Genomic DNA, 26,611 nt, shown 5'->3' on the forward strand with positions numbered 1-26,611 from the left:
GTTTTTCTGTTTACTTTTGCAACAAAACCATTCTTATGTCTATAGAAGTTACAAATTTATCCAAAAGCTATGGTGCTCAAAAAGCATTAGACTCGATTACTTTTTCTGTAAAAAAAGGAGAAATCGTTGGTTTTCTTGGCCCAAATGGAGCAGGAAAATCTACTTTGATGAAAATATTAACCACTTATCTAGCGGCTGATGAAGGCGTAGCATTGGTAAATGATAAAAATGTCATTTCAGACACCAAAGAAGTCCAAAAAATCATTGGTTATTTACCAGAGCACAATCCTTTGTATTTGGATTTGTATGTTAGAGAGTATCTGGCTTTTAATGCCGATGTGTACAAAGTACCCTCCTCTCGCATTCAAGAAGTGATTGAATTGACGGGACTAACTCCCGAAAGTCATAAAAAAATAGGGCAACTCTCTAAAGGATACCGCCAACGTGTGGGATTAGCCAATGCCTTATTGCACAATCCAGAAGTACTCATTCTTGACGAACCCACTACTGGTCTAGATCCAAATCAATTGGTTGAGATTCGAAATGTGATTAAAAACGTAGGTAAAGACAAAACTGTTTTTCTATCTACTCATATTATGCAAGAAGTAGAAGCAATCTGTGACCGTGTCATTATTATTGATAAAGGAAAAATTGTTGCTGACAAAAAATTAGAAGTTTTGATTGCAGCCGACAAAGAACAAGTCATCGAAGTAGAATTTGATTTAAAAGTAACCGAAGACCAAATCAATACCATTCCACATTTACAATCATTCATCAAAAACAGTGATTACCTATGGGAATTGACCTTTTTATCGAGTCAAGATATGCGTCCAACCGTATTTGATTTCGCCCACGACAATGGTTTAAAAACCTTGCAACTCAACCAGAAAAATAAAAACTTAGAAGCGGTATTTAGGGAGATTACGAAGTAGTGGTTAGTCCCTAGTGATTAGTAATTAGTGAATAGCAAAAAAACTAAGAACTAAGAACTAATCACTAATTACTATTCACTAGTTACTCCAAACTATCTTTTATCGCTTGAATCCAATCCTCAATAGTAGTCTCGTTGGTATTGATTGCGACACTTTTTGCTCCATAAGGCGCATATTTATCTGTTTTGGTAACCGAAAACAAACCTACTACTGGTAATTGAGCGGCGCTAGCCAAGTGCATCATTCCGCTATCAGCGCCCACAAAAACAGCTGTGTTTTTAAAAAATGCTGTGATTTCTCTGATGTCTTTACTGTAATAGGTTGGTGCAGCAAAATGTATTTGCGACACGTTTTCTACAGGCAACACTTCCAAAATATTGTAATCCGGAAACTCTTTAAGGATTCTTTCATAAAAAACCGCCCACCATTCCACCGAATAACATTTCGCACCCGTAGCAAAAGTGAAAAGACAAATCGTTTTTTTAGATGAGGGAACAATGGCGTCCAAAAGTGCTTTACCTTTGGCTATTTCTTCAGGACTTAATTGCAAAAGCAAATTAGGAATTGGTGTGTTCGGCACTTTCATTCCTGCCGAAGCAAGAAAATGACGTAAATCATACACAGGATATTTTGCAATATGAGCATAGTCAGAGAATTGACTGGAAAGATCAGTTTCTAGCTCACCAAAACACTTAAATTTTGCGTCTACAAGTTGAATAGATAAGCGACCTGACGAAGAGTTTTTATCAGCATTGATGGCCAAATCGTATTTGTTTTTCTTCAGTTTCAACCAGCCCTTCATATAGTTTCCTAATTCGTCAAAATGTTTTTTAGGCAAACGAATAATCTGATTTACTGCCGTAAAATTTTCAAAAACAATAGGACCTAGATTCCCTTTGATAAAAATATCAATAGTTGCATTTGGAAAAAGCGTTTGTACTTCTTGAACCAAAGGAGTAATTAGCAACAAATTCCCTAAACGGTGGTTAGGTCTCGAAATCAAGACTCTTTTTACTTGTTGAGGATCAATTGTTCCTTTATTTACATTCGAAGATTTGCCAAGACCACTTGTTAGGCTTTGCATAACGCTTCTTCTTATCCTATTGATTTTTATTTTTAGACTCATCGAAAAGTAAGTTTTAGTCAAAAAGAACACCTCTTTTTGGAACTGCAAATGTAGAACTCTTACTTAACAATATTTAGAATTAAATAAAAAATTAACCGTTACTTAAATACTAAAAAAATACCCGACAAGCAAAAAGCCCATCGAGTACTTTCAATTGAAATACTATAATCCTTTAATTAAAAAATGTGACTAGCAATTTGTCTGATGTTTTCTGATTTCCCCATAGAATAGTAATGCAAAACGGGTACACCAGCGGCTTTTAATTCAATAGATTGTTGAATCGCCCATTCGATTCCAACTTGGCGGATTTCGGCATTGTTTTTACATTTTTCTACCGCAGCAATTAAATCCTCAGGCAAATCGATACGGAAAATTTGTGGCAACACTTGCAAATGTCTTTCTACCGCAATAGGTTTTATCCCAGGAATAATCGGAACTGTAATGCCCATTTCTCGGGCTTTGGCTACAAATTCGAAATATTTAGCATTATCAAAAAACATTTGAGTAACGACATAATCCGCGCCTGCATCTACTTTTTCTTTAAGCCGTTTCAAATCGGTTTGCAAAGAAGGTGCTTCCAAATGCTTTTCTGGATAACCTGCCACCCCAATACAGAAATCGGCTTTGTTATCAATATCCATTACTTCGTGCAAATACTTCCCTTGGTTCAATTGATAAATTTGGCTTACTAAATCTGAAGCGTATTTATTGCCTCCTTTGGTGGGCACAAACGATTGTTCGTCTTTCATTGCATCGCCACGCAAAGCCATCACATTATCAATGCCTAAGTAATGACAATCCACCAACAAATACTCGGTTTCTTCTTTGGTAAATCCTCCACAAAGTACGTGCGGCACGGTATCTACGTTGTATTTATGTTTAATAGATGCACAAATTCCCAAAGTTCCTGGGCGCATTCTTGTCAACTTCTTTTCTAATAATCCATTCCCTTTATCAACGTAAATAAACTCCTCACGAGAAGTGGTCACATCAATAAATGGCGGTTTGAACTCCATCAACGGATCGATGTTGTCATATAATTCCTGAATGCTTTTGCCTTTTTGTGGCGGAATAATTTCAAAAGAAAACAAAGTTTCTCCTTTGGCGTTTTCTATATGTTGTGTTACTTTCATACTACAAGTTTATTGTTCATTGTTTGTTGTTGTTGTTAGTTCTGATTCCAAAACCATAAACTATAAACCAACAACTATAAACATTTTTTAATCAGCTATATTCGGATTCAACCATTTCATGGCTACATCGGTCGAAACATTTCTTCGTTTGGCGTAATCAATTACTTGGTCTTCTTTTATTTTTCCAAGTCCAAAATACTTGCTTTCTGGATTTCCAAAATAGTATCCAGAAACAGATGAAGCAGGCCACATCGCCATACTTTCCGTCAAAGTCACCCCGATTTCTTCTTCAACGTTTAATAATTTCCAGATAGTCGGTTTCTCTAAATGGTCTGGACAAGCTGGATATCCTGGTGCTGGTCGAATTCCTTTATACGATTCTTCAATCAAGTCCTCTTTACTTAAGTCCTCATCAGCGGCATAACCCCAAAATTCTTTACGCACTTTCTCGTGTAAATATTCGGCAAATGCCTCTGCAAAACGGTCGGCCAAGGCCTTCACCATAATCGAATTATAATCGTCTAATGCGGCTTCAAATTCGGCAGCCCATTCCTCTACTCCAAAACCAGTGGTTACGCAAAACGCTCCCATATAATCCACTTTCCCACTTTCTTTTGGCGCAATAAAATCAGACAAAGCGATATTTGGCGCCCCTTTGGTTTTTTGAGCTTGCTGACGTAAAGTCAAAAATGTTTGTAATGGATTTCCATTTTCATCTTTCAATTCGATATCGTCGTCGTTGATTTGATTCGCAGGGAAAATTCCGTAAACGCCTTTTGCTTTTAACTTTTTCTCCTCCAAAATGACTTTCAGCATGGCTTGAGCATCTGCAAAAACCGAAGCGGCTTGTTCACCCACTACCTCATCGGTTAAAATTGCAGGATATTTGCCAAATAATTCCCAAGTTCTGAAAAAAGGCGTCCAATCGATATAAGGCACTAATGTTTCTAAATCGACTTCTACGATTTGTTTGCCAATTACTTTGGGTTGTACTGGTGTAAAATTATCCCAATCCAATAGCAATTTGTTTTTTCTAGCATCCTCGATAGACAAGAAATTTTTATCTCGTGAACGATTCAAAAACGTTTCTCTAAAGGCATCGTATTCTGCACGAATATCTGCCGCATATATTTTTCGATTATGGTCCAATAAATTACCCGCTACAGTTACTGCTCTCGAAGCATCGTTGACGTGAATTACCGTTTCTCTGTATTGAGGCGCAATTTTCACGGCGGTATGCGCGCGCGAAGTAGTGGCTCCACCAATCATTACAGGGATTTTCATATTGCGTTTGTCAAGCTCTTTGGCTAAATACACCATTTCGTCCAAAGACGGCGTAATCAAACCGCTCAAACCAATAATATCTACCTCGTGTTCAATAGCTGATGCGATAATTTTTTCTGGAGGCACCATCACACCCAAATCAACTATCTCATAATTATTACAAGCCAATACGACTGAAACAATATTTTTACCAATATCGTGAACGTCTCCTTTTACGGTAGCCATCAGAATTTTTCCATTACCTTGTTTATCGCCAACTTGCTTGGCGGCTTCAATGAAAGGTAAAAGATACGCCACTGCTTTTTTCATCACACGTGCCGATTTTACCACTTGTGGCAAAAACATTTTTCCCGAACCAAACAAATCGCCCACGACATTCATTCCAGCCATCAAGTTGATTTCGATTACTTCGATGGGCTTTTCGGCGGCCAAACGTGCTTCTTCTACATCGGCTTCTATAAATTCATCAATACCTTTGACCAAAGCGTGTGTGATACGGTCTTGTAAAGAACCCGAACGCCATTCTTGTACCGCTTTCTCGTTGCTCTTTACATCACCTTTTACATTTTCTGCAAAGTCCAACAAACGCTCAGTAGCATCATCACGTCGGTCCAGAATCACATCTTCTACGTGCTCTAATAAATCTTTTGGAATATCGTCATAAATCGTCAACATTTCGGGATTAACAATTCCCATCGTCATTCCGTGTTGAATACCGTGGTACAAGAAAACCGAGTGCATCGCCTCTCGCACCACATCGTTTCCTCTAAACGAAAACGACACATTACTCACCCCACCACTAACGTGCGCGTGCGGTAAATTTTCGCGAACCCATTTAGTCCCTCTAAAGAAATCCAAAGCATTCAAACGGTGTTCTTCCATCCCTGTTGCTACTGGAAAAATATTCAAATCGAAGATGATATCTTGTGGTGGAAAATGTACTTTGTTCACCAAAATATCATACGAACGCTGGCAAATTTCGATACGTCTTTCGTAATTATCAGCTTGACCCACTTCGTCAAAAGCCATCACAATCACCGCCGCACCATACCGTTTGATTAAGTTCGCGTGATGAATGAATCGCTCCTCGCCTTCTTTCAAAGAAATCGAATTCACGACACATTTCCCTTGCACCACTTTCAAACCCGCCTCAATGATTTCCCATTTCGAGCTGTCAATCATAATCGGCACACGCGAAATATCCGGTTCGGCTGCAATCAAATTCAGGAATTTGGTCATAGCATATTCGCCATCCAACATTCCTTCGTCCATATTGACATCGATAATCTGTGCGCCACCTTCTACTTGTTGGCGCGCAATATCCAATGCCTCATCGTATTTCTCTTCCTTTATCAATCGAAGAAATTTTCGCGAACCCGTCACATTGGTTCGTTCCCCTACATTTACAAATACGCTATCGGGCGTGATGATTAGGGGTTCCAATCCTGATAATACTAGGTTTCTTCTTTTTTCTGCCATTTCTTTATTTTGAGTTACTCAGTGGCTAAGTGGCTTAGACACTAAGTGATTTTCTATTCTATCATTTATATCCAGCTCGTGCTTCAAAACGAAACTGGGTTTTCTTTTTTTATTTTGGGCGTGTTCGCCGCGGCGAACGGGCTATCCGTTCCCGCTTTTTTTCTTGATAAAAAAATCAAGAAAAAAGAGCTCCACTACTATCCCTCACGCGGGCATTGTGCAATACAACACCTTTTTGTTTCAATGAAACGGTTCCGTTTTTATACTTCACAACGGAATGAATTTTCCTCTTACATCCAACGGATTAAAATCCGTTGCTACAAAATGATTCGTTCCTATGGAACTTATGCTGCTAGCGCGAGCGTCCCGCTCGTGCTTCTTCTTTCTTAAAATATTTTTCCTGCCTGTAGTATATGCACGAGCGTGACGCTCGCGCTAGCTGGAGATTCCTCCTCCGTCGGAATGACAAAAACAGGAACAATATTTTACATCACCGCAGTCGAAACCCTCGGCTTATACTCCTTAGCGATATCGGCAATTAATTTGATATGCTCTGGGGTGGTGCCGCAGCAGCCTCCTATGATGTTGATTAAATTATCTTCTAAATAAGAACGAATTTGCGCTTGCATTTCCTCAGGCGTTTCGTCGTATTCTCCAAAGGCATTCGGTAATCCTGCATTAGGATGCGCCGAGATATTGAAGGAGGTGTTATGCGACAAAGTTTGCAAATACGGTTTGAGCAAGTCGGCACCCAAAGCGCAATTGAATCCCACACTCAACAACGGAATGTGCGAAACCGAAATCAAGAAAGCCTCAACGGTTTGTCCAGAAAGAGTTCTTCCAGATGCATCGGTGATGGTTCCAGAAACCATAATAGGCACATCGATATTACGTTCTTCTTTGACTTCTTCGATGGCAAAAAGTGCGGCTTTGGCATTCAGCGTATCGAAAATGGTTTCTACCAAAAGAATATCACAACCACCGTCCAACAAGGCTTCGACTTGTTGTTTGTAAGCGATACGTAAATCATCAAAAGTTACGGCACGGTATCCTGGGTCATTCACATCGGGTGACATACTTGCGGTTCTGTTCGTGGGTCCAATAGAACCGGCTACAAAACGCGGTTGGTCCGGATTTTTGGCGGTGAATTCATCTGCTACTTCACGGGCTAGTTTAGCGGATTCGTAGTTGAGTTCGTATACCAAATCCTCCAAATGATAATCTGCCATTCCGATGGTGGTTCCTGAGAAAGTGTTGGTTTCTACGATATCGGCTCCTGCCTCAAAATAGGCGGCGTGCACGGCTTTGATGGCCTGTGGTTGCGTGAGGGACAATAAATCATTGTTCCCTTTTAACGGATGCGGAAAATCTTTGAATCGTTCGCCACGAAAATCTTCTTCGGAGAAATTGTAGCGTTGCAACATTGTTCCCATCGCTCCATCGAGTACGAGAATTCTTTTTTTAAGAGCCCCCCAAACCCCCGAAGGGGGAGTTTCTACTGCTATTTTTGAATCTTTTGACATAATTTCATTTTCTGCTAAGGCACTAGAGCACAAAGCTTTTTTTATTTATATTTTCTGTTACTCCTAATGTTTGAGGGAATACATTGCTTTTTTTGTTTCTAAATAAGCCTATTGCCAACTCCTTAGCCCCGATTGCAGCGGCATCCTTTTTTTATTTTACCCTGTCAGGGTTTTGAACCCTGACAGGGTAAAATAAAAAAAGATATAGCGGAAAGCGGGAACGTTGATGGCAAAAATGCGCCAATGATTCGCTCATTCAATTATTTAAAAATGTATCGGGAAAGGGGTTTGAAAAAATACGAGTCTGTATTTTGTTGTTATCTATCCGCGCTATGCTTGGTAGAATGTAGCACCTTCTTTAGAAAAGTAAAGGGTTGCTAAGGGTTCATCGGGTCTTTTCCCTCCGCCTTTCGTGATAACTTTCAATAAAAATAGGAACGGTGCAAAGTAACGACATAAGGCTAACAATTGCAAGTGTTTTTTTTAAAGATTCTGAGTAGCTAAGCGGCTAAGTTTCTATGCGAAAAAGGTTCTGAATTACTAAGCTTTTATTGAACTTAGCAACTCAGAACCTTGATGACTCAGCAACTTTTTTTTACACAATAGCTTTCACTACTGCTTTTGGCGCTTCTTTACGAGTACCGTCGAAGCCGTCTACACCTGAAACGGTGGTGTATTTCATCACATATTTTTTACCTGGATTGATAATTTGGTAAGCCGCTTGACACATTAACGTGGCTTCGTGGAATCCGCAAAGAATCAATTTTAATTTTCCTGGATAGGTGTTTACATCACCAATGGCGAAAATCCCAGGAATGTTGGTTTGATAATCTAAAGCATTGTTTACTTTGATGGCGTTTTTTTCGATTTCTAATCCCCAATCGCCGATAGGTCCTAATTTGGGTGTCAATCCGAAAAGTGGAATAAAATAATCGCACTCAATTTTTCGGTGAGCCCCTTCGATGTCTACATCTACTGATTCTAAACGCTCTGCTCCATTCAATCCAACCACTTCTCCTGGCGTAATCATTTTGATTTTACCTTCGTTTTTCAGTTCCTGCACTTTCTCCACCGAATCTAATGCGCCGCGGAATTCGTTACGTCGGTGAATCAAGGTTACCTCTGATGCAACATTCGACAGGAAAATACTCCAGTCTAGAGCAGAATCTCCACCACCAGCAATCACCACTCTCTTGTCACGGAATTTTTCTGGATTCTTGATAAAGTATTTGATTCCCTTGTCTTCGTAAAACTCGATGTCTTCGATTAAAGGTTTTCTGGGTTCAAAACTTCCTAAGCCTCCTGCAATAGCAATAACTGGAGCGTGGAATTTTTTCCCTTTGTTAGAAGTTACAATGAAAGTACCATCTTCTTGTTTTTCGATGGTTTCTGCACGCTCACCCAAAGTAAAACCTGGCTCAAATTGCTTGATTTGTTCCATTAAATTATCTACCAAATCTCCAGCTAATACTTCTGGAAATCCTGGAATATCATAAATAGGTTTCTTAGGATACAATTCTGATAATTGTCCGCCTGGCTGTGGCAAGGCATCCAAAATATGACATTTTAATTTTAATAATCCCGCTTCGAAAACCGCAAAAAGCCCTGTGGGTCCTGCTCCTATTATTAATATATCTGTTTTAACCATTTTTTTTATTTATAATTACTACTTCTTGTTTTTACTCATTTTGTTCATACAGATCGCGACCTGTCCCTACGGTGTTCAAATAAACGATTAATTCATTTAATGATTCGTGATAATTATCACTTGGGTGTTTTTTTTATTATGTACGGACAGCGCATGGACAGTGTACGGACAGGTCGCGACCTGTCCCTACGTGTATTATTTATTATTTTTTAATGCCTCGGTGATTTCGTTCATACGTTGCACCTTTTCTTCAAAATTGCCTTTTAACGTCTTGCGATATTCATTCAGGTTTTCGACCATTGTATTCACATCTTCTGGAATTACCTCTTCAAAAAATTCGCGCAATCGCTTGGCGGTTGTTGGTGATTTCCCGTTCGTTGAAATGGCGATTTTCACATTGCCTTTGGTCACAATCCCACCCAAATAATAATCGCATAAATTGGGCGTATCGGCAATATTACAAAGCAAATAACGCTTTCTGGACAAATCATACACGCGCTTGTTTACCTTCAAGTCATCCGTGCAAGCTATTACTAAATTACGCTTTCGAAGCATCCAACGATTGAATTTTTTGGGCGTCAATTTTACTGAAGGATGTTTTTCAGCCAAAGCTTCCAACTCGGGAAGAAATCGCGGTGCGACCACTTCAACATTCGCATTTGGGCTCGATTTCAACATAAAAGACAACTTTTCTAAACCCACATTTCCGCCACCTACAATCAAAACATTGAATTGATGTAGTTTTAAAAACACGGGATATAATTCGTTTCTTTCCATTGTTTATTTTGTTGGGGTCAGGTTAAAACCTGAGGGTTTTTGTTTATTTAGGTCAGGTCGCGACCTGACCCTACGATGAATTCCTCGTAAAATCCTTTTAATTTATTGCTTTCTTTTACCACTTCGCCAATAACAATGATGGCTGGATTACTCAAATTATGCGTTGCTACAACAGCTTCTATCGTTTCAATAGTTCCTACTCCAATTCTTTCTTGTGGAGTTGTTCCGTTTTGAATGATGGCAATCGGTGTTTCTCCTTTGCCTTCATTTTGAAACAATGTTACAATTTGCGACAATTTACTCATTCCCATTAAAATCACCACCGTAGCAGTTGATTTTGCAGCTAGCTGAACATCATTTGATAATTTTCTTGCGGACGTTGTGCCAGTAATTACCCAAAAGCTTTCAGATACCCCACGTTTTGTCAACGAAATCCCTTGATAAGCTGGAACTGCAATTGATGATGAAATCCCTGGAACTACAAAGGTAGGAATTCCAAAGCTTTCAGCGTGCTCAATTTCTTCACTTCCACGTCCAAAAATAAATGGGTCACCTCCTTTTAATCGAACAACGTGACCGTAAGTCAAGGCATTATCAACAATTAGTTGATTGATTTGCTCCTGCGAATAAGCGTGACTTCCTTTGCGTTTGCCTACAAATATTTTTATTGAAGATTTTGGCGCAAACTCCATTAGCTCTTCGTTAGCCAAAGCATCATACAAAACGACATCCGCTTCGGCCAAAGCTTTTACTCCTTTGATGGTTAACAAATCTGGATCACCAGGACCTGCACCTACTAAGGTTACTTTTGGAGCCCCACTTCTCACTTCATTAATAGGGAAGGAGGAGGAACTATTAACTGTTATTTTATAGCTCATACGCTTCCGCTTTTATGCTTTTGATAAATCTAGTGCTCTGTATGTTTCAATCGTTTCAAAAAACGCAGTTGCTGTAGCAATGTATGCTTTGGCAAAAGTTTCAGAAGGTTCGTTTTCTCTGATTTGATAAACCAATTCTTTAAAAGAACTAGCTAATTGAATTTTATTCGTTTCCACAAAAACAGTGTCAAACAAATCGATGATTCCAGCGTGATGATTTGTTTTTTGGTTTTCGGCCAATAACAATGCTTTAGCTCCATTCACTAATCCTGCGTAAGCTAAGTAAATCGCATCCGACCATTTTTTATCGTTGTAAGCTTCTTGAGCAAAACCTAATTTTTCTTTCGCTTCGAACAACAAGGTTGCAACCAAATCGATTACTACACCCGCACATTCACCCACTCCAACTGCTTTTACATAGTTATCGGCGTTGCCCCAATCTACAAAATCAGCTTCGGTTAAATTGGTCACATCGGCTAAGGGTTTCAAAAATTCGTAGAAATATTTCTCGCCTTTAGCATCATAATACTTCAAGAAAGACTGTCCGTTGGCATTGGCTTCAAAATCATTCAAGATTAATCGTAGGGCTTCTGGACCACGACGACTTGGGATTTTGATTACTTTATCCGAAAAACGTCCTTGTCCGTTTCCTAAATTTCCTCCACCTAATAATACTTGTAAGGCTGGTGCCACCAGTTTACCCGCATTGATAGACATTCCTTGGAAACCAATTTCGGCCATATTGTGTTGGCCACAAGCGTTCATACAACCACTAATTTTAATTGTAATCTCGTTTGAATTGGCATAGTGTGGATATTCTGTCGCCAACACTCTTTCTAGTTCTACGGCAATTCCGGTACTACTCGCGATTCCCAAATTACAAGTATCCGTTCCTGGACAAGCAGTGATGTCAGCAGTGCTGTTGTAGCCCAACGTAACAAAATCTAATTTGGCCAATTCTTGGTAGAAGAAAGGCAAATCTTCTTCCTTAATATGACGAATTAAAATATCTTGACGTAACGTAAAACGCAATTCATTAGTCGCGTAATTTTTGATTAAATCGGCCAATTGTCGGGCTTTATCAATATAAAAATCGCCAAGCGCTACTTTAATTCCGATAGCCACATAACCCGCTTGTTTCTGTGGAATAACATTGGCTTTTTTCCAAGCTTCGAAGGCAGCGACATCATCAATCACAACTTGTGGAGCATCCAATATTGGCGTTGGAATGGCATTTTCGAAAGGAGTAGTATCAATTTCAACTACTTGATGCGATAAGGCTTTTTTCTCTTCTTCCACCAATCGTAAAAACTCCTCTTTCCCAATTTCTTTAATCAAAAACTTCATTCTCGCTTTCAAACGTTTGGCTCTTTCGCCGTGACGGTCAAAAATTCTCAATATTCCTTCTGTGGTTGGAATAATTTGATTGGCTGGAATGAATTCAGACAATAATTCGGCGTGACTAGGTTGTGACCCTAAACCGCCTCCAAACAACACTTTGAATCCTTTTTGACCATTAACAATCTTTGGAATAAATCCTAAATCGTGCAAATAGCTCAAAGCCGTATCTTTATCAGAAGAAGAAAAAGACATTTTGAATTTACGTCCCATTTCCTGACACACTGGATTTCTCAAGAAAAATTCGAATAATGCGTGTGCATATGGAGACACATCAAAAGGTTCGTCTGGGTCGATACCCGCAGTTTCACTTGCCGTAATATTTCTAACTGTATTCCCACAAGCTTCTCTAAGCGTAACATCATCTTTCTCTAGCTCAGCCCAAAGTTGTGGTGTTCTGTCTAAACTCACATAGTGAATTTGAATATCCTGACGTGTAGTGATGTGCAGGCGTCCTGTAGAATATTCTTCGGACACTTTACAGATACGGTGCAATTGTTCGCTTGTCACTTTACCAAAAGGCAATTTGATACGAATCATTTGCACGCCTTCTTGACGCTGTCCGTATACACCACGTGCTAAACGCAAGCTACGAAAACGCTCCTCGTCGATTTTTCCATCGCGGAATAAAGCAATTTTTCTTTCTAAATCGATAATGTCCTTTTGGACAATCGGGTTTTCTATTTCGGTTCTAAAACTTTCCATAATCCTTTCTCCAATAGCCCCCCAGCCCCCAAAGGGGGAGCTAGGAAAAGCAGCTAAGTTTAAATTGTTAGTTAATAGTTTATTGTTTGAAAAAATAACATTGCAATGTTATACCCTAGTTTATTCCCCCTTTGGGGGTTAGGGGGCTTGCCTATTTTATAAATCCAACTCCAGCGGTGGTATTAGTAGCAGGATCAATCAAAATAAAGGCACCATTTGATTTGTTATCTGTGTAACTATCAAAATAGATTGGTTTACTTAATTTGATGGTTACTTCACCAATTTCATTTATAGCCAATTGACTTGCTGGAGTTACCCCTGAATAATCAGTAGCGATTACATTTTTCACACTGTCAATCTTGGCTAAAACTCGGTTGGTGTTATGCTGCACTAAATATTTGGCGCCACCTACTAATTTTTTGCTGTCCATCCAGCAAATGGTTGTGGTTATTTCTTTTTCGATTTTAGGCAATTCGCTAGATTTAACAATCATATCACCGCGAGTCACATTGATGTCATTTTCCAATTCGATTGTGATAGAGGAACCTGCAATGGCTTCATCGTATTGCTTATCGAAAAAGTGAATGTTGGTTACTTTAGATTCTGTTAAAGAAGGTAAAACGGTTACCGCATCGCCCACTTTAATGGAATTCCCATATAATTTCCCAGCATATCCTCTAAAGTCGTGGTACTCCTCTGTTTTTGGACGAATAACGGTTTGCACTGGAAAACGTGTAATTCCATTTTCATAAATATCATTAGTTTCCAAAGACTCCAAATGTTCCAAAACGGTTTGCCCAGTGTACCAAGGCATATTTTCTGATTTTTGAGCCACATTCCCACCATTGATGGCACTTAGCGGAATATAACTTACATTTTGTTCCTTGTATGCACTTTTCGCGTTCAAGGCTTGAAAGTCAGCTTTAATTTTATTGAAAACTTCCTCTGAATACTCCACCAAATCCATTTTGTTAATGGCAACAATCACGTCTTTTACTCTCAACAAATTATTGATAAAAAAGTGACGGTACGTTTGCTCAATTACTCCTTTTCGAGCATCAATCAAAATAATCGATACTTGCGAAGTCGAAGCGCCTGTTACCATATTACGAGTATATTCTACGTGACCGGGTGTATCTGCAATGATGTAACTTTTTTTGGCAGTAGAAAAATAAATATGCGCTACATCTATTGTAATTCCTTGCTCTCTCTCGGCCACCAAACCATCGGTCGCCAAAGAAAAATCCAGGTAATCGTATCCTTTTTGCTTGCTGCTTTTTTCTATTGCTTCAATTTTATCAGTCGTCAAGGATTGTGTATCATACAATAATCTTCCGATTAACGTACTTTTTCCGTCGTCTACACTTCCTGCTGTTGCTATTTTTAAAACTTCCATTTATTTTTTGTTTAAAGTTTAAGGTTTAAAGTTGTTTAATCTCTTCCTCAAATCTTTTAATTTTTAAATCCTTAATCTTTCAATTGCTATTCTAAAAGTACCCTTGTTGTTTTCTTTTTTCCATAGCGGCTTCCGAACGTTTGTCATCGATTCTGGCGCCTCTTTCAGAAATGGTGGAAGAACGAATTTCTCCAACTACTTCAGCAATAGTGGCGGCATACGACTCTACTGCGGCGGTACAACTCATATCACCAACGGTTCGGAAGCGAACAATTCGTTCTTCGATTTGTTCGTCTTCTTCTTGGTACACATAAGGAGAGTGTGACCAAATTAAACCGTCTCTCAAAAAAACTTTTCTTTTGTGTGAAAAATAAATCGATGGAATCTCGATTTGTTCTTGTTCGATATAACTCCAAACATCCAATTCGGTCCAGTTTGAAATTGGAAAAACGCGTACGTTTTGACCATTTTCAATTTTACCATTCAACAAATCAAACAATTCAGGACGTTGGTTTTTTTCATCCCATTGTCCAAAATCATCACGAACCGAGAAAATACGCTCTTTGGCTCTGGCTTTTTCCTCGTCTCTACGGGCTCCACCGATACAAGCATCGAATTTGAATTCTTCGATAGCATCCAAAAGTGTAGTAGTTTGCAATGTATTTCTACTCGAATATTTTCCTGTTTCTTCCACAACTTTACCTTCGTCAATGGCATCTTGTACATTGCGAACGATTAATTCTAAACCTAATTCGGCCACCAATTTATCTCTAAACTCAATGGTTTCCGGAAAATTATGTCCGGTATCTACGTGCAACAACGGAAAAGGAATTTTGGCTGGAAAAAAGGCTTTTTGTGCCAAACGCACTAAGGTAATCGAATCTTTCCCGCCCGAAAAAAGCAAAACTGGTCGATCAAATTGAGCAATTACTTCTCTGAATATGTAAATAGCTTCACTTTCTAAAGCATTTGTTTTTAATACTGAACTCATTTTTTTTATTTAAAAATTGAAAGATTTAATGATTGTAAAATTCTCTGAATTATAAATCTATTCTCTTTATTCTATTTTCTAAAATCTGCCTTCTATTTTTGGTGCAACCCACATTCTTTGTGACTGGATTCCCAAGACCATCTTCCGGCTCTGATGTCTTCTCCCTCGACGATCGCTCTCGTGCAAGGCGCACAACCGATGCTCACAAATCCTTTTTTATGCAATGCGTTTTGTGGCACATTGTTGGCATCAATATAGTCTTGAACTTCTTTTAAACTCCACTTCAACAAAGGATTGAATTTAATGATATCAAAATGGGCATCGTATTCAAAAAAGGCTAAGTCACTTCTATTCTCAGACTGCTCCGCTCGCAATCCTGTAATCCAAATTTGATTCCCTGACAATGCTTTTTTTAATGGCACCACTTTTCGGATAAAACAGCATTCTTTTCTATTTTCAACCGATTCGTAAAAACTGTTTGGCCCTTTGGTATTCAACAAATTTTCTACTTGACTCGTTTCTGGATAGAAAGTCTGAATAGTCACTTTGTATTTCTTTAGCGTCTTATGAAAAACATCATAAGTTTCTTGAAACAACCTTCCTGTATCGAGGGTAAATATTTTTATCGGCAATTCATCGATTGCAATTAAAGCCGTAATTACTTGGTCTTCTTGTCCGAAAGAAGTCGAAAAAACTACTTTTTCTGGAAATTCATTAGCCAATACAGCTAAGGTTTCCTCAATGGAAAGGTTTTCGGTTTTTTGTAGTAACTCCTCTACTAGTAAAGCACTCATATTTTTTAATTTAAAAATCTATTACCCTATCGGCTTTGTAGATTACTTTGCAAAAATACTATTATTTTCTAAAGCACAAAATTTATTTTTAAAAAAACAGTGGTGCCTTTTTTATCAAAAATGACAGTCTATTAAGGAATTAAACGATTGAAGAGGACAAAAAAGAATTAAAAAAGTGAATTGAAAAAAAAATACTTCTATTATAGCCCCGGGAGTAGCAGCATCCTTTGTTGCCGGGGTTGGCAACAAAGATATAGCGAATCACGGGAGGAAACTTGAGGGAAAAAAAACAATTTGTGCTCCAAAAAATTTTAATTCTACTTAATCCATAGGATTATTGTAAAATTGTTTTACATTTGCAAGAAAAAGTTTCAATGGATTTTCATATAGGATTTGTAATTGCAGGTTTGGTCGTAGGTTTTGTGGTCGGAATGACCGGTGTTGGCGGTGGGTCATTGATGACTCCCATTTTGTTATGGTTTGGCATCCCTCCTAGTACAGCGGTTGGTACCGATTTATTGTATGCTGCTTTTACCAAAATGGGAGGTGTTTTTGTTCATCAAAACAAGAGGAATATCAATTGGACAATTGTGGGTTGGCTTTCGCTAGGAAGTGTGCCTGCCGCAACTGTAACCCTATGGATTTTAGAAAGCTTTAAGGCAGATATAACAGGATTGAATACAATTATTAAATACAGTTTAGGCTGGGCTTTATTGGTTACCTCAATAGCTATTGTTTTCAAAAAAAAATTATTGGTATTTTCACAAAAACACGCGGGAGATAAATTTCACAGCGAAAGCAAAACTCAAAATTTGTTGACGGTTGCTATTGGTGTAGTATTAGGAGCAACGGTTACACTTACTTCTATCGGCGCTGGAGCTTTGGGTACTGTAACTTTATTTTTTTTGTACCCTCTTTTACCCACACCAAAATTAGTTGGGACTGAAATTGCGCACGCCGTGCCTTTAACGCTAGTGGCTGGATTTGGGCACGCATCGATGGGTAATATGGATTGGCCATTACTTTGCCAATTACTTATGGGCTCACTTCCTGGCATCTACATCGGCAGCATCCTTAGCGGTAAAGTTCCCGACTTACTACTTAGAAACTCCATTGCAGTGATGTTGTTTTTTGTGGGATATAAATTGATTTTTTAATCCCCTCTCACCACTAAATAAACTTTCTAAAACCGAAACGGTAACTGAAAGCATATCAAAGAACCGCAAATTCGCAAATTTCAAAACCAGTTTAAAATTTGCGAATTTGCGGTTACTTTTAAAAAGCAATGTCTGCCAAAGTGTTATTTTCCAGAATCATTAAGGTATTGTCACGGACTTCCATCATCACTGAAAGAACGACTACAATGGAATGATTTAGATAAAAAAATCCATAAAACATTGAAAAAGAGCACTCTAAAATGATTAGACGATACCGCCTCATTCGAATTATAAATAACTGCTACGCTAATTTTTTATAAATGTTATCGCCGCTTTTTCATTTGTCTTTAAGCTTGTCTTCAAATCAAATACTCTTTCATTATCAATAATTTTAACGGTTACAGTATTCAATCCTTTATCCCCTTGATTCAAAGCTTCTATTTTAAAAATGTTATTCCCTTTTTCGATAACTACAGCTATTTTTTTCTTAGAATTCAAAATAGTATAATTGGACAAGATAATTCTATCATTATGGTATAAATTTATTTTATCTCCATCTTCTGTCTCAGAGTCAAAAATTTCGATATCAACTGCATCAGATTTAACAAACACATTTAAATTTTGATCTTTGGTTAAATTATTGACTTTCAAACTATCAAGCAAATTAATTGGATTAGCTTTGGATTTGGTCTCATTATCAATCTTCTTACTTTTCTGTATTTTGTCATTCACTTTGTTAAGAACTTTATAGATTTTCTCTGACCCGACTAATGTAATAGTACCATTAATACACTTTTTTTTATTTTTATAAAGACCAGAAAAATTTCCGTCTATCTTGGGTGTTTTATCACTAAGTTTTACTCTTCCATTAAAATTGACAAAACAAAAACTCTTTTCAGAAAAAGTAGATTTCGTGTATAAGATATCATCTTCTTTAAAAACTAAAATCTTGTTTTTATTATCAAAAGTTCCAGAAATAGAGTTTTTAGTTTCGTTATCACCACCCAAATCAGTTATCGAATACCCTTTTATAGTAGTACCCGCCCATTCAAACACTAAACGATAAGTAATAATAGTTTTGTCATTTCCATTTAACTTCAAACCACCAAAAAATTCAAATTTCTTTTGGGAATAATTTTTAAAACAAAATAATAAAAGAATTAAAAGACAAATTTTTTTCATAACTCAATAATAAATTTATATTTGCAAGTATAACCTTAATTTTTAAATATTAAAATGAAACTAAAATTTTTATTATCAATGATTGCTTTGTTTTGTATAACATCGCTCTCAATGTATGCCTCATTTCCGGTTCAACAAGCACCAAAAGGAGCCACAACTCAGAGTACCATTTCTAAATCTACTAATGATGATGAACTCACCTCTCCAGCAGCTGCAGCCTCAGGCAAAAGTCAAGTTATCGCTTTAATTCTTGCTTTATTAGTTGGCGCTATTGGTATTCACCGTTTTTATCTAGGCTACACTTGGCAAGGAATTGTTCAATTATTAACTTTGGGAGCTTGTGGTATTTGGTCTTTAATTGACTTAATACGAATCATCACGGGTGACCTCCAACCAAAAAATGGTAACTATACCGAAACCCTATAGTAATGATAAAAGCTACTGTGTTTTATACTAGAGTCATTATTACAATTCTATCTCCTTTTGTATTATTTTTATTACCCGCTAATTTTTTTGATCAAGGTGATAGTATTTGTTTGTCCAAAATGCTTCTAAACTATGAGTGTTATGCTTGTGGATTAACAAAAGCCACTATGCATTTTATTCATTTTGAATTTGAAAAAGCTTGGGATTACAATAAATTAGTATTTATTGTTGTGCCAATGTTAGTCCCATTATGGGCAAAAGCTATTTATGAAATACAGGGTAAAAAAATGCCTGGTGTATTAGGTAGACTAACTTAATATATCATTCAAAACATAATTAGCACTCTAGAAATAGGGTGCTTTTTTTTATATAAAAAAAGTTGAGTAATGAAATTTAGTTTTCAATTCGAAGCAAAATTTTAAAATTATTTGAAAAAAAAAAGAATTGTTTTTCTAAGTTATTTGTTGTTAATTAGATGTATTAATTAACCTTAAACAAAACCTTTATGAAAAAACATTTTTTACTTTCTTTGATTGCATTATTTTTCATTTCGTCATTTAGCTCTTACGCCTCTTTTCCTGTTGAAAATAGAGCAACAACTAATGGAACAACTCAAACCACAATTACAAATTCTAATGAAAAAGAAGAACTTACTTCACCTGCGATAGTAGGTTCAGGGAAAAGTCAAGTTGTAGCCTTACTTCTTTGTATTTTTGTAGGAGTAATAGGTATTCATCGTTTTTATCTAGGCTATACTTGGCAAGGAATTGTTCAATTACTTACCTTGGGATTATTTGGAATCTGGACATTAATCGATCTTATCAGAATTATTACTGGTGATTTACAGCCTAAAGGGGGAAGTTATTCCAAAACTTTCTAGTAATTAAATAATTAGAAAACATACATAAAATGACTGCGCCTGCAGTCATTTTTTTTTTATCAAAAAGCAATGTCTGCCAAGGTGTTATTCTCCAAAATCATTAAGGTATTGTCACGCACTTCCATCATCAGTTTACGAACGGCGCAAGTGGCTTCGTCGTTGCAGTCATCGCAGGGTTCATAAAAATTATGACTGGCACAAGGCAATAAGGCAATGGGGCCTTCAAGTATGCGATAGACCTTAGCCATATTGATGTCTTTGGGCTCTTTAATCAAATAATAGCCGCCACCTTTACCTTTTTTGGCACCCAAAAAACCGGAATGACGCAAAAGCAATAAAATGCTCTCCAAAAACTTTAAAGAAATATGTTCTGCTTTGGCAATTTCGGCAATTTGCACAGGCGTATTGTCCTTTTGACGTGCCAAAAAAGTAAGCGCTTTGATTCCGTATTTCGTTTTTTTTGAAAGCATAGTGAATTTGGGTTGACGTATAACGATTGTAGCTTTTACCTACAACAATTTTTACTTTATTATAGTAACAAAAATATACTTTTTAACAATATAAACACATAACCCACAGTTGAAACCGTGGGTTATTGTATATGAATCAATAATTAAACTTTTTTATGCTAACGCCTGATTCAAATCGGCAATCACATCTTCTACGGTTTCTAATCCTACGGAAATACGTACCAAACCATCGGTGATGCTCACCGCCAAACGCTCTTCTACAGACAATTTACTATGTGTGGTTGAAGCTGGATGCGTTACAATAGTTCTAGTATCTCCCAAATTAGGCGATAACGAACATAATTTTATTTTATCCAAAAAGGCTCTTCCTGCTTCTAGTCCACCTTTGATTTCGAACGCTACGATGTTTCCTCCTAATTTCATTTGTTTTTTGCCAATTTCGTATTGCGGATGCGATTTCAAGAAAGGGTATTTCACTTTATTGACTTGCGGATGATTTTCTAAAAACTCGGCTACTTTCAAAGCGTTTTCACAATGTCTATCGACACGAACCGCCAAAGTTTCTAAACTTTTAGACAATACCCAAGCGTTAAATGGCGACAAAGAAGGTCCTGTCAAACGAGAAAAAAGATAGATATCTTTAATTAAATCCGATCTTCCAACGGTAATGCCTCCTAACACTCTGCCTTGTCCATCGATTAATTTGGTAGCTGAATGTATCACCAAATCCGCTCCCCATTTGATCGGTTGTTGGATATAGGGTGTAGCAAAACAGTTATCGATAATCAAAATCAAATTGTGCTTTTTGGCAATTGTCCCCAATACTTCCAAATCAATAATATCGATGGCTGGATTTGTTGGAGATTCCGCATAAAGAATTTTGGTGTTGGGTTGAATACAACTCTCAATCGTCTCGGGTTGATTAATATCGAAATAAGTCGTTTGAATATTCCACTTTGGGAAATAATTCATAAACAAAGAATGCGATGCCCCAAAAACACTACTCGACGAAACGATATGATCGCCCGACTTCAGTAAAGCTGCAAACGTAGAGTAAATGGCCGCCATTCCTGATGCAAAAGCATAACCCGACTCAGCGCCTTCCATTTTGCAAATTTTATCAATAAACTCAATGGTGTTGGGGTTGCTGTAGCGACTGTACACATTGCGCTCTTTTTCTTCTGCGAATGAAGCTCTCATATCTTCGGCATCCACAAACACAAAACTTGACGTTAAGTATAAAGGCACCGAATGCTCTAAATATTGTGATCGTTCTATCTGACCTCGAATGGCTTGGGTTTCAAAACCAAAATCTTGTTCGTTCATTTATTATTTTGTTTTTAACACGAATTGCACGAATTTGCACAAATTCTTATTGTTTTAAATTTCAAAAACAAACTGACAAATCTGTGTAAATCTGTGCAATCTGTATTTTTTTTGCTTGAATAATTTATAATTCCTCTCCGTTCAAAACCACTTTGTAGTGAATGGTTGCGGTTGGTTCTAATGTTTTGGAAACAGAACAGTATTTCTCAAAAGAAAGTTGTGCTGCACGAGCCGCTTTTTCGGGGATAATGTCACCTTCCAAATAAAACACTACATGAATGTCTTTGAAGGGTTTGGCTTCGCCCACTTGTACACGTTCTCCTTCTACCTCAGCTTTAAAAGAGGTGATTTCTTGACGTTGTTTCTTCAAAATCGAAATCATATCGATTCCACTACAACCTGCCACACCCATCAATACTAATTCCATTGGGCTTGGTCCCATATCATTTCCACCAAATTCAGGACGCGCATCTACATTTACTAGATGACCTCTGTCATTTTTTAACTCGAAATGGAAATTTTCGTTTACTCTGTTTAATGTTACTTTCATTACTGTCTTTTTTGAACGCGGATGACGCGAATTTAATTTTAAAAAAACTGATTACTAAAAACTGACAACTGATGACTAATTTTATCCTTTATCCGACAACCTCAAAATATCTCCAAACACACCTCTCGCCGTTACTGCCGAACCTGCTCCTGCTCCTTGAATCACAATAGGTCGGTCGCCGTAGGATTCGGTGTAAATTTCGAAGAACGAATCCGAACCTTTCAAACCTCCCAAAGCAGTATCCGAAGGTACGGAAACTAATTTTACTTCTAGATTTCCTTTGTCGTTTTGCAAATCGCCAGACAGTTCTCCAATGTAGCGCAAAACGTGGTTGGGTTGCTGTTCTGCTTTTATTTTGGCATAAATAGGGTCGAACTCTTTTAGTTTATTCAAGAAAGTCGATACATCGCCTTCACGCAAATGCTCTGGAATTAAATTTTGAATAGCAATCTCATCAAATTCGTTTTGCAAATCCAATTCTCTGGCCAAAATCAATAGTTTTCTACCTACATCATTACCACACAAATCTTCTCTTGGGTCGGGTTCGGTATAACCGTTGTCGATAGCTTCTTTCAAAATTTCACTAAAAGGAACGTCTTTGGCCGAGAAATTATTGAACAAATAACTTAATGTACCTGAAAACACTCCTTTGATTTTAGTGATGTTTTCACCTGACAAATGCAACAATTTGATGGTATCAATCAAAGGCAAACCTGCGCCCACATTTGTTTCGTACAAATAACTTTTTTGATTCTCATCCAAAACCTTTCTCAATTTTTTATAAAAACTATAGCTCAACGTATTGGCCACTTTATTCGAAGAAATCAAGTCGAAACTACTTTCAACCAATGGAATATAATTTTCAACAAAAGCAGCACTAGCCGTATTATCGATAGCAATTAAATTCTCTAAATGATGCTCCTTCGCGTAGGCGATAATCTCATCTATAGTATAAGAATGTCCGTGTGTTTGAATCTCATTTCTCCAATTCGGTGACACCCCATTTTTGTTCAACAAGACATTTTTAGAATTGGCTATCGCAAAAACATTCAATCGGATGTCCTTACGTTTTTCAATGGTAGCTGCCGATTCCAAAATTTGGTTAATCAAGGTTCCACCTACCAATCCGTGTCCGAAAATCGCGATATTAATTTTCTTCGAAACACCAAAAATTTCTCCGTGGATAACATTCAAGGCACGGTTCAATTCAGACTTATGCACCACCAAACTCACGTTTTTCCCCGTCACGGTGTTGTTGAACAAAATCGGAACAATCTTGTTTTTGATTAAAGCCGTATAAGGTTTGTGAAACGTACTCAAATCCTGTCCGATAATCGAAATCACAGCAACATTGTCGGTAACCGAAATCTTATTGACATCTTTAGAATAAAAGTCATTTTCGAACTCTTTCTCCAATTCTATCATCGCTTTACTGGCTTTGTCTGCGGCCACCACCAAGCCAATGCCTCGCTCAGAAGACCCTTGCGAAATTATACTTACACTAATGTCATTGTCGCCCATCACTTTAAAAATACGCGCATCGACACCTGTTTTTCCAAGCAAACCACGACCTTCTAAATTCACCAACGCCACATTCTCCAATACCGAAAGCGTTTTAATCCCTTCTTTTCCAGCATTCGAAGTAATTAAAGTTCCTTTGTTTTCGTGATTGAACGTATTTAAAATTCGTAACGGAATATTTTTTTCCAAAAGCGGAATAATGGTTTTGGCGTGCAAAATAGTAGCACCAAAATTGGCTAGCTCATTGGCTTCGTTAAACGATAGAAAGTCTATTTTTTTAGCATCTTCAACCAATTCGGGATTGGCGGTATAAATTCCGTCCACGTGCGTAAAATTCTGCAATTCGGATGCATTCAAATAATTGGCAAATAGCGATGCTGTGTAGTTACTTCCGTTTCTACCCAAAGTCGTCGCCTCGTTTTTGTTATTAGAACCAATAAAACCTGTAATTATATTGACTTTATCGCTGTGTTGTTTAAAAAACTGTACCACATTTTTCTTAGAAACTGAGTCAATAGGCTGCGCATCACCAAATTTTCCATCGGTTTTTATCAATTCTCTAGCGTCAGCAAAATTGGCGTTGATTCCTTTTTGCTTCAAAATAGCTGTGATTAATTTGGCCGACAGTAATTCGCCTTGCGACAACACTTGGTCTTTGATTTTTTCGCTATAATCGCCAATCAAACTTACCCCTTCAAACAATTTTTCGAGCACGGTAAATTCCTCTGACAAATCCACCGTTGGATAATCCGCTTGTTGATAGGCCTTAAACTTCTCGAACAAAGGTTTGTAATTTTCATTCTTAGACGCAATCGCTAACAAATCTTCCAATTCATCTGTAGCATTGCCTCTTGCCGAAACTACAACGGCAAATTCTTCTCCCTTCAACACTTTATCAGTAAGGATTGCCAAAACTTTTTGAAGTCCTTCTCCATTGGCCAATGATTTTCCTCCGAATTTTACTATCTTCATTTTATTCTATTTTACGAGTCATTCAACTCCTTTTATTTACTTTATTTTTCTGTTTCCCCTCATTAATTAGGGCGTGACCCTGTTACAAAAAGGGGCTTATTTACAGCGCCGTTTACAAAGCCCCTTTTTGTAACAGGGTCGGGCTATACGCGCTACTTCGGTAGCCAGCTGCTATCCCTCACGCAAAATTCCACAAGAACTTTTAGTGGAATCTCATTTCTTCAACGATTCAAAAACCGTTGCAAGCAAACGATTCAACTGTTGAAATTCTATTAAAAAAGCATCGTGTCCGTGAATCGATTCAATTTCTTGATACGAAACTTGGTGCTGTAATTGTTGTAATTCTAAATATGTTTTTCGGTTTTCCGTTGGGGTAAAAAACAAATCAGTATTAATTCCTATAATATGAATATTGGCCGTTATGTGTGCTACCACACTTTCAAAAGAACCTCTCCCACGAGTGATATCAATGGTTTTCAACAACTGATTCATCAATTTATATGAAGCCAATTGAAACCGTTGTTGCAATTTCTCTCCGTGATGTGCCAACCAACTTTCGATATTAAAAACACCCAATTTGTCATTAACTGTTCGATTAAATTTAACTTCAAACGATTCTGGAGTACGGTAACACAACATAGCGTGTATTCGCGCATCTTCAATCGGGCGAGAAGAGTGATTCAGAATTTGTTCTTGCAAATAGCAATTGGCCATCAACCAATCGGTCGCCTTCCAGTCCGTTGCAATTGGAATTAAATGCTGTGCGAGTTGTGGCGATAAAGCAACCATTTCCCAAGCAATTCCTCCACCAACAGAGCCTCCAATAATAGCATAAACACTTTTAATCTCGAGTTGTTCCAAACCTAAATTAAAAAGCTGCGCCACATCGCGAGCGGTAAAATCCAAATAGGAGTCAATTACACTACCATCAAAACCATTGCCAGGTACATTAAAAGCGAGAATGGTATATTTTTGAGTATCGATAGTTTTTGCAGGTCCAATTAAATCGTTCCACCAACCTGTTGCGCCAATCACTTGTGAGTTTCCTGTCAACGCGTGATTTACTACCACAATTGGAGCGGTGTGCAAAGTAGGTCCAAAAACTTGATAACTTAAGTTTAGGGTAGCATAAAAAGCACCACTTTCGGTGGTAAAATTTGTAAGGGTAAGAATGTTGGGTTTATTTTCCAATCTCAAATCTTTGATGTTGTTGATTTGTATTTGGAATATTAGAAAGAAAAACTAGTGGAGACTAGAGGTATTTGTTGCGTTATCTTTTCCGCCGAGGCGAATAGAATGTAGCACCTTCTTCGATTTCCGAAGGGTTGCTAAGGCTTCATTGGGTCTAATCCCTCCGCCTTTCTTTATAACATTTCAATACGTTTGTGAACTTAAAGCCGCAAAGTAACTATTTATTTTTTTAACACACAAATTTTTAATACAACAACCAAGTCACAAATCTATTGCAGACTTGGTTATTGTTAGTTCTTTGCAAAGGATATTCTTTAAATGAAAAGTGTATCGTTTTCATTAGAATACAAATGAAACAACATTGATTTCTTAGTACTTTTATTGGTAGTCTCTGAAGATTTATCCATAATAAAACGCGGATGAATCAATTCATGAACCGTTTGATCTACTTTTTCTAATTTATTTTTGATGTTTTTTCTACTAAAGAAAGAAACTAAAGCGCGGAAGGTTTTATTTTTTTTCATGGTGATTGTTTTTAATAATTTTTATCGAATTGGTAACAAAAAACCCTTTTAGAAATAGATCCAAAAGGGTTTAAAAAGTTATTTATAAACTTACTTTCGGAATCAGCACATCTCAATCATACACATACCCATAACCATTGCCTTGGCATTCTTACTAGACTTGACATGTAAAGATTTGGACTGAGATTGATTGATTTTTATCATTAGATTCAAATTTTTTGTATTGTTTTCTTTTGTTGTAAATAAAAAAGCCTCCCGTTTTTTAGCGGGAGGCTTTTGCTATATTTTGAGTGAGTTTAAATACATGCAATAGGCATCCCTCAGGTAGTAACCTGAATGGCTTTCATC

At 37.5% G+C, this 26,611-nt stretch carries 23 protein-coding genes and 2 riboswitches; of the genes, 5 read left to right on the forward strand and 18 right to left on the reverse strand.

Features of this window, described 5'->3' with window-relative positions:
* The first annotated feature begins 35 nt into the window (after positions 1–35).
* Entirely contained in the window at positions 36–932 is an 897-nt protein-coding gene (gene gldA, locus ACSVH5_RS05155) for a gliding motility-associated ABC transporter ATP-binding subunit GldA (RefSeq protein WP_438060390.1), read from the forward strand.
* A gap of 82 nt (positions 933–1,014) precedes the next feature.
* Here the strand turns inward: gldA and ACSVH5_RS05160 are convergent, their stop codons facing one another.
* The 11 genes from ACSVH5_RS05160 to ACSVH5_RS05210 all read right to left on the reverse strand — a co-directional run bounded on the left by ACSVH5_RS05160 (position 1,015) and on the right by ACSVH5_RS05210 (position 16,064).
* Positions 1,015–2,058, reverse strand: coding sequence for a glycosyltransferase family 9 protein (locus ACSVH5_RS05160; protein ID WP_438060391.1), 1,044 nt, complete (start codon positions 2,056–2,058; stop codon positions 1,015–1,017).
* Positions 2,059–2,234: 176 nt separating this feature from the next.
* Positions 2,235–3,191 carry a methylenetetrahydrofolate reductase [NAD(P)H] gene (metF, locus tag ACSVH5_RS05165; protein ID WP_438060392.1) on the reverse strand — a complete coding sequence of 319 codons (957 nt, stop codon included), beginning with the start codon at positions 3,189–3,191 and terminating at the stop codon, positions 2,235–2,237.
* An 87-nt stretch (positions 3,192–3,278) separates the two neighbouring features.
* Positions 3,279–5,954, reverse strand: coding sequence for a methionine synthase (gene metH / locus ACSVH5_RS05170; RefSeq protein ID WP_438060393.1), 2,676 nt, complete (start codon positions 5,952–5,954; stop codon positions 3,279–3,281).
* 485 nt (positions 5,955–6,439) lie between these two features.
* Positions 6,440–7,477 carry a homocysteine S-methyltransferase family protein gene (locus ACSVH5_RS05175; protein WP_438060394.1) on the reverse strand — a complete coding sequence of 346 codons (1,038 nt, stop codon included), beginning with the start codon at positions 7,475–7,477 and terminating at the stop codon, positions 6,440–6,442.
* A 314-nt stretch (positions 7,478–7,791) separates the two neighbouring features.
* Positions 7,792–7,899, reverse strand: a riboswitch (SAM riboswitch).
* A gap of 173 nt (positions 7,900–8,072) precedes the next feature.
* Positions 8,073–9,125, reverse strand: a complete 1,053-nt coding sequence (locus ACSVH5_RS05180; RefSeq protein ID WP_438060395.1) for an NAD(P)/FAD-dependent oxidoreductase — start codon at positions 9,123–9,125, stop codon at positions 8,073–8,075.
* 195 nt (positions 9,126–9,320) lie between these two features.
* The gene (locus ACSVH5_RS05185) at positions 9,321–9,902 is read right to left on the reverse strand and encodes a precorrin-2 dehydrogenase/sirohydrochlorin ferrochelatase family protein (protein WP_438060396.1); all 582 of its coding nucleotides are present in this window, start codon (positions 9,900–9,902) and stop codon (positions 9,321–9,323) included.
* A 47-nt stretch (positions 9,903–9,949) separates the two neighbouring features.
* Positions 9,950–10,780, reverse strand: a complete 831-nt coding sequence (cobA, locus tag ACSVH5_RS05190) for a uroporphyrinogen-III C-methyltransferase (protein WP_438060397.1) — start codon at positions 10,778–10,780, stop codon at positions 9,950–9,952.
* Between the two features lie 12 nt (positions 10,781–10,792).
* Positions 10,793–12,883 carry a nitrite reductase gene (locus tag ACSVH5_RS05195; protein WP_438060398.1) on the reverse strand — a complete coding sequence of 697 codons (2,091 nt, stop codon included), beginning with the start codon at positions 12,881–12,883 and terminating at the stop codon, positions 10,793–10,795.
* A 151-nt stretch (positions 12,884–13,034) separates the two neighbouring features.
* Positions 13,035–14,279: a sulfate adenylyltransferase subunit 1 gene (locus tag ACSVH5_RS05200; protein WP_438060399.1), complete on the reverse strand. Its 1,245-nt coding sequence runs from the start codon at positions 14,277–14,279 to the stop codon at positions 13,035–13,037.
* Between the two features lie 91 nt (positions 14,280–14,370).
* A complete protein-coding gene (gene cysD, locus ACSVH5_RS05205) occupies positions 14,371–15,270 on the reverse strand; it encodes a sulfate adenylyltransferase subunit CysD (RefSeq protein WP_159687674.1) in 900 nt (299 codons plus the stop codon).
* Positions 15,271–15,362: 92 nt separating this feature from the next.
* The gene (locus tag ACSVH5_RS05210) at positions 15,363–16,064 is read right to left on the reverse strand and encodes a phosphoadenylyl-sulfate reductase (protein WP_438060400.1); all 702 of its coding nucleotides are present in this window, start codon (positions 16,062–16,064) and stop codon (positions 15,363–15,365) included.
* A 374-nt stretch (positions 16,065–16,438) separates the two neighbouring features.
* On the opposite strand from ACSVH5_RS05210, the gene ACSVH5_RS05215 reads away from it, so the two are divergent.
* Positions 16,439–17,221, forward strand: coding sequence for a sulfite exporter TauE/SafE family protein (locus ACSVH5_RS05215; RefSeq protein WP_438060401.1), 783 nt, complete (start codon positions 16,439–16,441; stop codon positions 17,219–17,221).
* Positions 17,222–17,527: 306 nt separating this feature from the next.
* On the opposite strand, the gene ACSVH5_RS05220 is transcribed toward ACSVH5_RS05215, so the two are convergent.
* Positions 17,528–18,403 carry a hypothetical protein gene (locus ACSVH5_RS05220; protein WP_438060402.1) on the reverse strand — a complete coding sequence of 292 codons (876 nt, stop codon included), beginning with the start codon at positions 18,401–18,403 and terminating at the stop codon, positions 17,528–17,530.
* A 54-nt stretch (positions 18,404–18,457) separates the two neighbouring features.
* Between ACSVH5_RS05220 and ACSVH5_RS05225 the strand changes: the two genes are divergently transcribed.
* The 3 genes from ACSVH5_RS05225 to ACSVH5_RS05235 all read left to right on the forward strand — a co-directional run bounded on the left by ACSVH5_RS05225 (position 18,458) and on the right by ACSVH5_RS05235 (position 19,709).
* Positions 18,458–18,829 (forward strand): TM2 domain-containing protein, encoded by a 372-nt coding sequence (locus ACSVH5_RS05225; protein ID WP_438060403.1) that lies wholly within the window; start codon positions 18,458–18,460, stop codon positions 18,827–18,829.
* Positions 18,830–18,831: 2 nt separating this feature from the next.
* On the forward strand, positions 18,832–19,146 hold the full coding sequence (locus ACSVH5_RS05230; RefSeq protein WP_438060404.1) for a DUF2752 domain-containing protein: 315 nt from the start codon (positions 18,832–18,834) through the stop codon (positions 19,144–19,146).
* A gap of 188 nt (positions 19,147–19,334) precedes the next feature.
* Entirely contained in the window at positions 19,335–19,709 is a 375-nt protein-coding gene (locus tag ACSVH5_RS05235) for a TM2 domain-containing protein (RefSeq protein ID WP_438060405.1), read from the forward strand.
* Positions 19,710–19,768: 59 nt separating this feature from the next.
* Here ACSVH5_RS05235 and ACSVH5_RS05240 read toward each other — a convergent pair whose 3' ends face one another.
* The 6 genes from ACSVH5_RS05240 to ACSVH5_RS05265 form a co-directional block, all read right to left on the reverse strand.
* On the reverse strand, positions 19,769–20,179 hold the full coding sequence (locus ACSVH5_RS05240; protein WP_159687688.1) for an RrF2 family transcriptional regulator: 411 nt from the start codon (positions 20,177–20,179) through the stop codon (positions 19,769–19,771).
* Between the two features lie 153 nt (positions 20,180–20,332).
* Positions 20,333–21,505 (reverse strand): trans-sulfuration enzyme family protein, encoded by a 1,173-nt coding sequence (locus ACSVH5_RS05245; RefSeq protein WP_438060406.1) that lies wholly within the window; start codon positions 21,503–21,505, stop codon positions 20,333–20,335.
* Between the two features lie 124 nt (positions 21,506–21,629).
* Positions 21,630–22,055, reverse strand: coding sequence for an OsmC family protein (locus ACSVH5_RS05250; protein WP_159687694.1), 426 nt, complete (start codon positions 22,053–22,055; stop codon positions 21,630–21,632).
* A gap of 81 nt (positions 22,056–22,136) precedes the next feature.
* Positions 22,137–24,548, reverse strand: a complete 2,412-nt coding sequence (gene thrA / locus ACSVH5_RS05255; protein WP_438060407.1) for a bifunctional aspartate kinase/homoserine dehydrogenase I — start codon at positions 24,546–24,548, stop codon at positions 22,137–22,139.
* A 213-nt stretch (positions 24,549–24,761) separates the two neighbouring features.
* Positions 24,762–25,739, reverse strand: a complete 978-nt coding sequence (locus ACSVH5_RS05260) for an alpha/beta fold hydrolase (protein ID WP_438060408.1) — start codon at positions 25,737–25,739, stop codon at positions 24,762–24,764.
* Between the two features lie 76 nt (positions 25,740–25,815).
* Positions 25,816–25,921: riboswitch (SAM riboswitch) on the reverse strand.
* Between the two features lie 132 nt (positions 25,922–26,053).
* A complete protein-coding gene (locus ACSVH5_RS05265) occupies positions 26,054–26,263 on the reverse strand; it encodes a hypothetical protein (RefSeq protein WP_438060409.1) in 210 nt (69 codons plus the stop codon).
* Positions 26,264–26,611: the final 348 nt, after the last annotated feature.

It is taken from the genome of Flavobacterium sp. RSSA_27 (assembly GCF_051547125.1).
Taxonomy (GTDB): Bacteria; Bacteroidota; Bacteroidia; order Flavobacteriales; family Flavobacteriaceae; genus Flavobacterium.

Bases quoted from the DNA above. Each gene is read 5' to 3' on its own strand.
- ACSVH5_RS05185 (WP_438060396.1), bottom strand. From the start codon at position 9,902: ATGGAAAGAAACGAATTATATCCCGTGTTTTTAAAACTACATCAATTC.
- ACSVH5_RS05215 (WP_438060401.1), top strand. From the start codon at position 16,439: ATGGATTTTCATATAGGATTTGTAATTGCAGGTTTGGTCGTAGGTTTT.
- gldA (WP_438060390.1), top strand. From the start codon at position 36: ATGTCTATAGAAGTTACAAATTTATCCAAAAGCTATGGTGCTCAAAAA.
- ACSVH5_RS05245 (WP_438060406.1), bottom strand. From the start codon at position 21,505: ATGAACGAACAAGATTTTGGTTTTGAAACCCAAGCCATTCGAGGTCAG.
- cobA (WP_438060397.1), bottom strand. From the start codon at position 10,780: ATGAGCTATAAAATAACAGTTAATAGTTCCTCCTCCTTCCCTATTAAT.
- ACSVH5_RS05175 (WP_438060394.1), bottom strand. From the start codon at position 7,477: ATGTCAAAAGATTCAAAAATAGCAGTAGAAACTCCCCCTTCGGGGGTT.
- ACSVH5_RS05240 (WP_159687688.1), bottom strand. From the start codon at position 20,179: ATGCTTTCAAAAAAAACGAAATACGGAATCAAAGCGCTTACTTTTTTG.
- metH (WP_438060393.1), bottom strand. From the start codon at position 5,954: ATGGCAGAAAAAAGAAGAAACCTAGTATTATCAGGATTGGAACCCCTA.
- ACSVH5_RS05180 (WP_438060395.1), bottom strand. From the start codon at position 9,125: ATGGTTAAAACAGATATATTAATAATAGGAGCAGGACCCACAGGGCTT.
- thrA (WP_438060407.1), bottom strand. From the start codon at position 24,548: ATGAAGATAGTAAAATTCGGAGGAAAATCATTGGCCAATGGAGAAGGA.
- ACSVH5_RS05265 (WP_438060409.1), bottom strand. From the start codon at position 26,263: ATGAAAAAAAATAAAACCTTCCGCGCTTTAGTTTCTTTCTTTAGTAGA.
- cysD (WP_159687674.1), bottom strand. From the start codon at position 15,270: ATGAGTTCAGTATTAAAAACAAATGCTTTAGAAAGTGAAGCTATTTAC.
- ACSVH5_RS05230 (WP_438060404.1), top strand. From the start codon at position 18,832: ATGATAAAAGCTACTGTGTTTTATACTAGAGTCATTATTACAATTCTA.
- ACSVH5_RS05225 (WP_438060403.1), top strand. From the start codon at position 18,458: ATGAAACTAAAATTTTTATTATCAATGATTGCTTTGTTTTGTATAACA.
- ACSVH5_RS05210 (WP_438060400.1), bottom strand. From the start codon at position 16,064: ATGAGTGCTTTACTAGTAGAGGAGTTACTACAAAAAACCGAAAACCTT.
- ACSVH5_RS05200 (WP_438060399.1), bottom strand. From the start codon at position 14,279: ATGGAAGTTTTAAAAATAGCAACAGCAGGAAGTGTAGACGACGGAAAA.
- ACSVH5_RS05250 (WP_159687694.1), bottom strand. From the start codon at position 22,055: ATGAAAGTAACATTAAACAGAGTAAACGAAAATTTCCATTTCGAGTTA.
- ACSVH5_RS05195 (WP_438060398.1), bottom strand. From the start codon at position 12,883: ATGGAAAGTTTTAGAACCGAAATAGAAAACCCGATTGTCCAAAAGGAC.
- ACSVH5_RS05220 (WP_438060402.1), bottom strand. From the start codon at position 18,403: ATGAAAAAAATTTGTCTTTTAATTCTTTTATTATTTTGTTTTAAAAAT.
- ACSVH5_RS05160 (WP_438060391.1), bottom strand. From the start codon at position 2,058: ATGAGTCTAAAAATAAAAATCAATAGGATAAGAAGAAGCGTTATGCAA.
- ACSVH5_RS05235 (WP_438060405.1), top strand. From the start codon at position 19,335: ATGAAAAAACATTTTTTACTTTCTTTGATTGCATTATTTTTCATTTCG.
- metF (WP_438060392.1), bottom strand. From the start codon at position 3,191: ATGAAAGTAACACAACATATAGAAAACGCCAAAGGAGAAACTTTGTTT.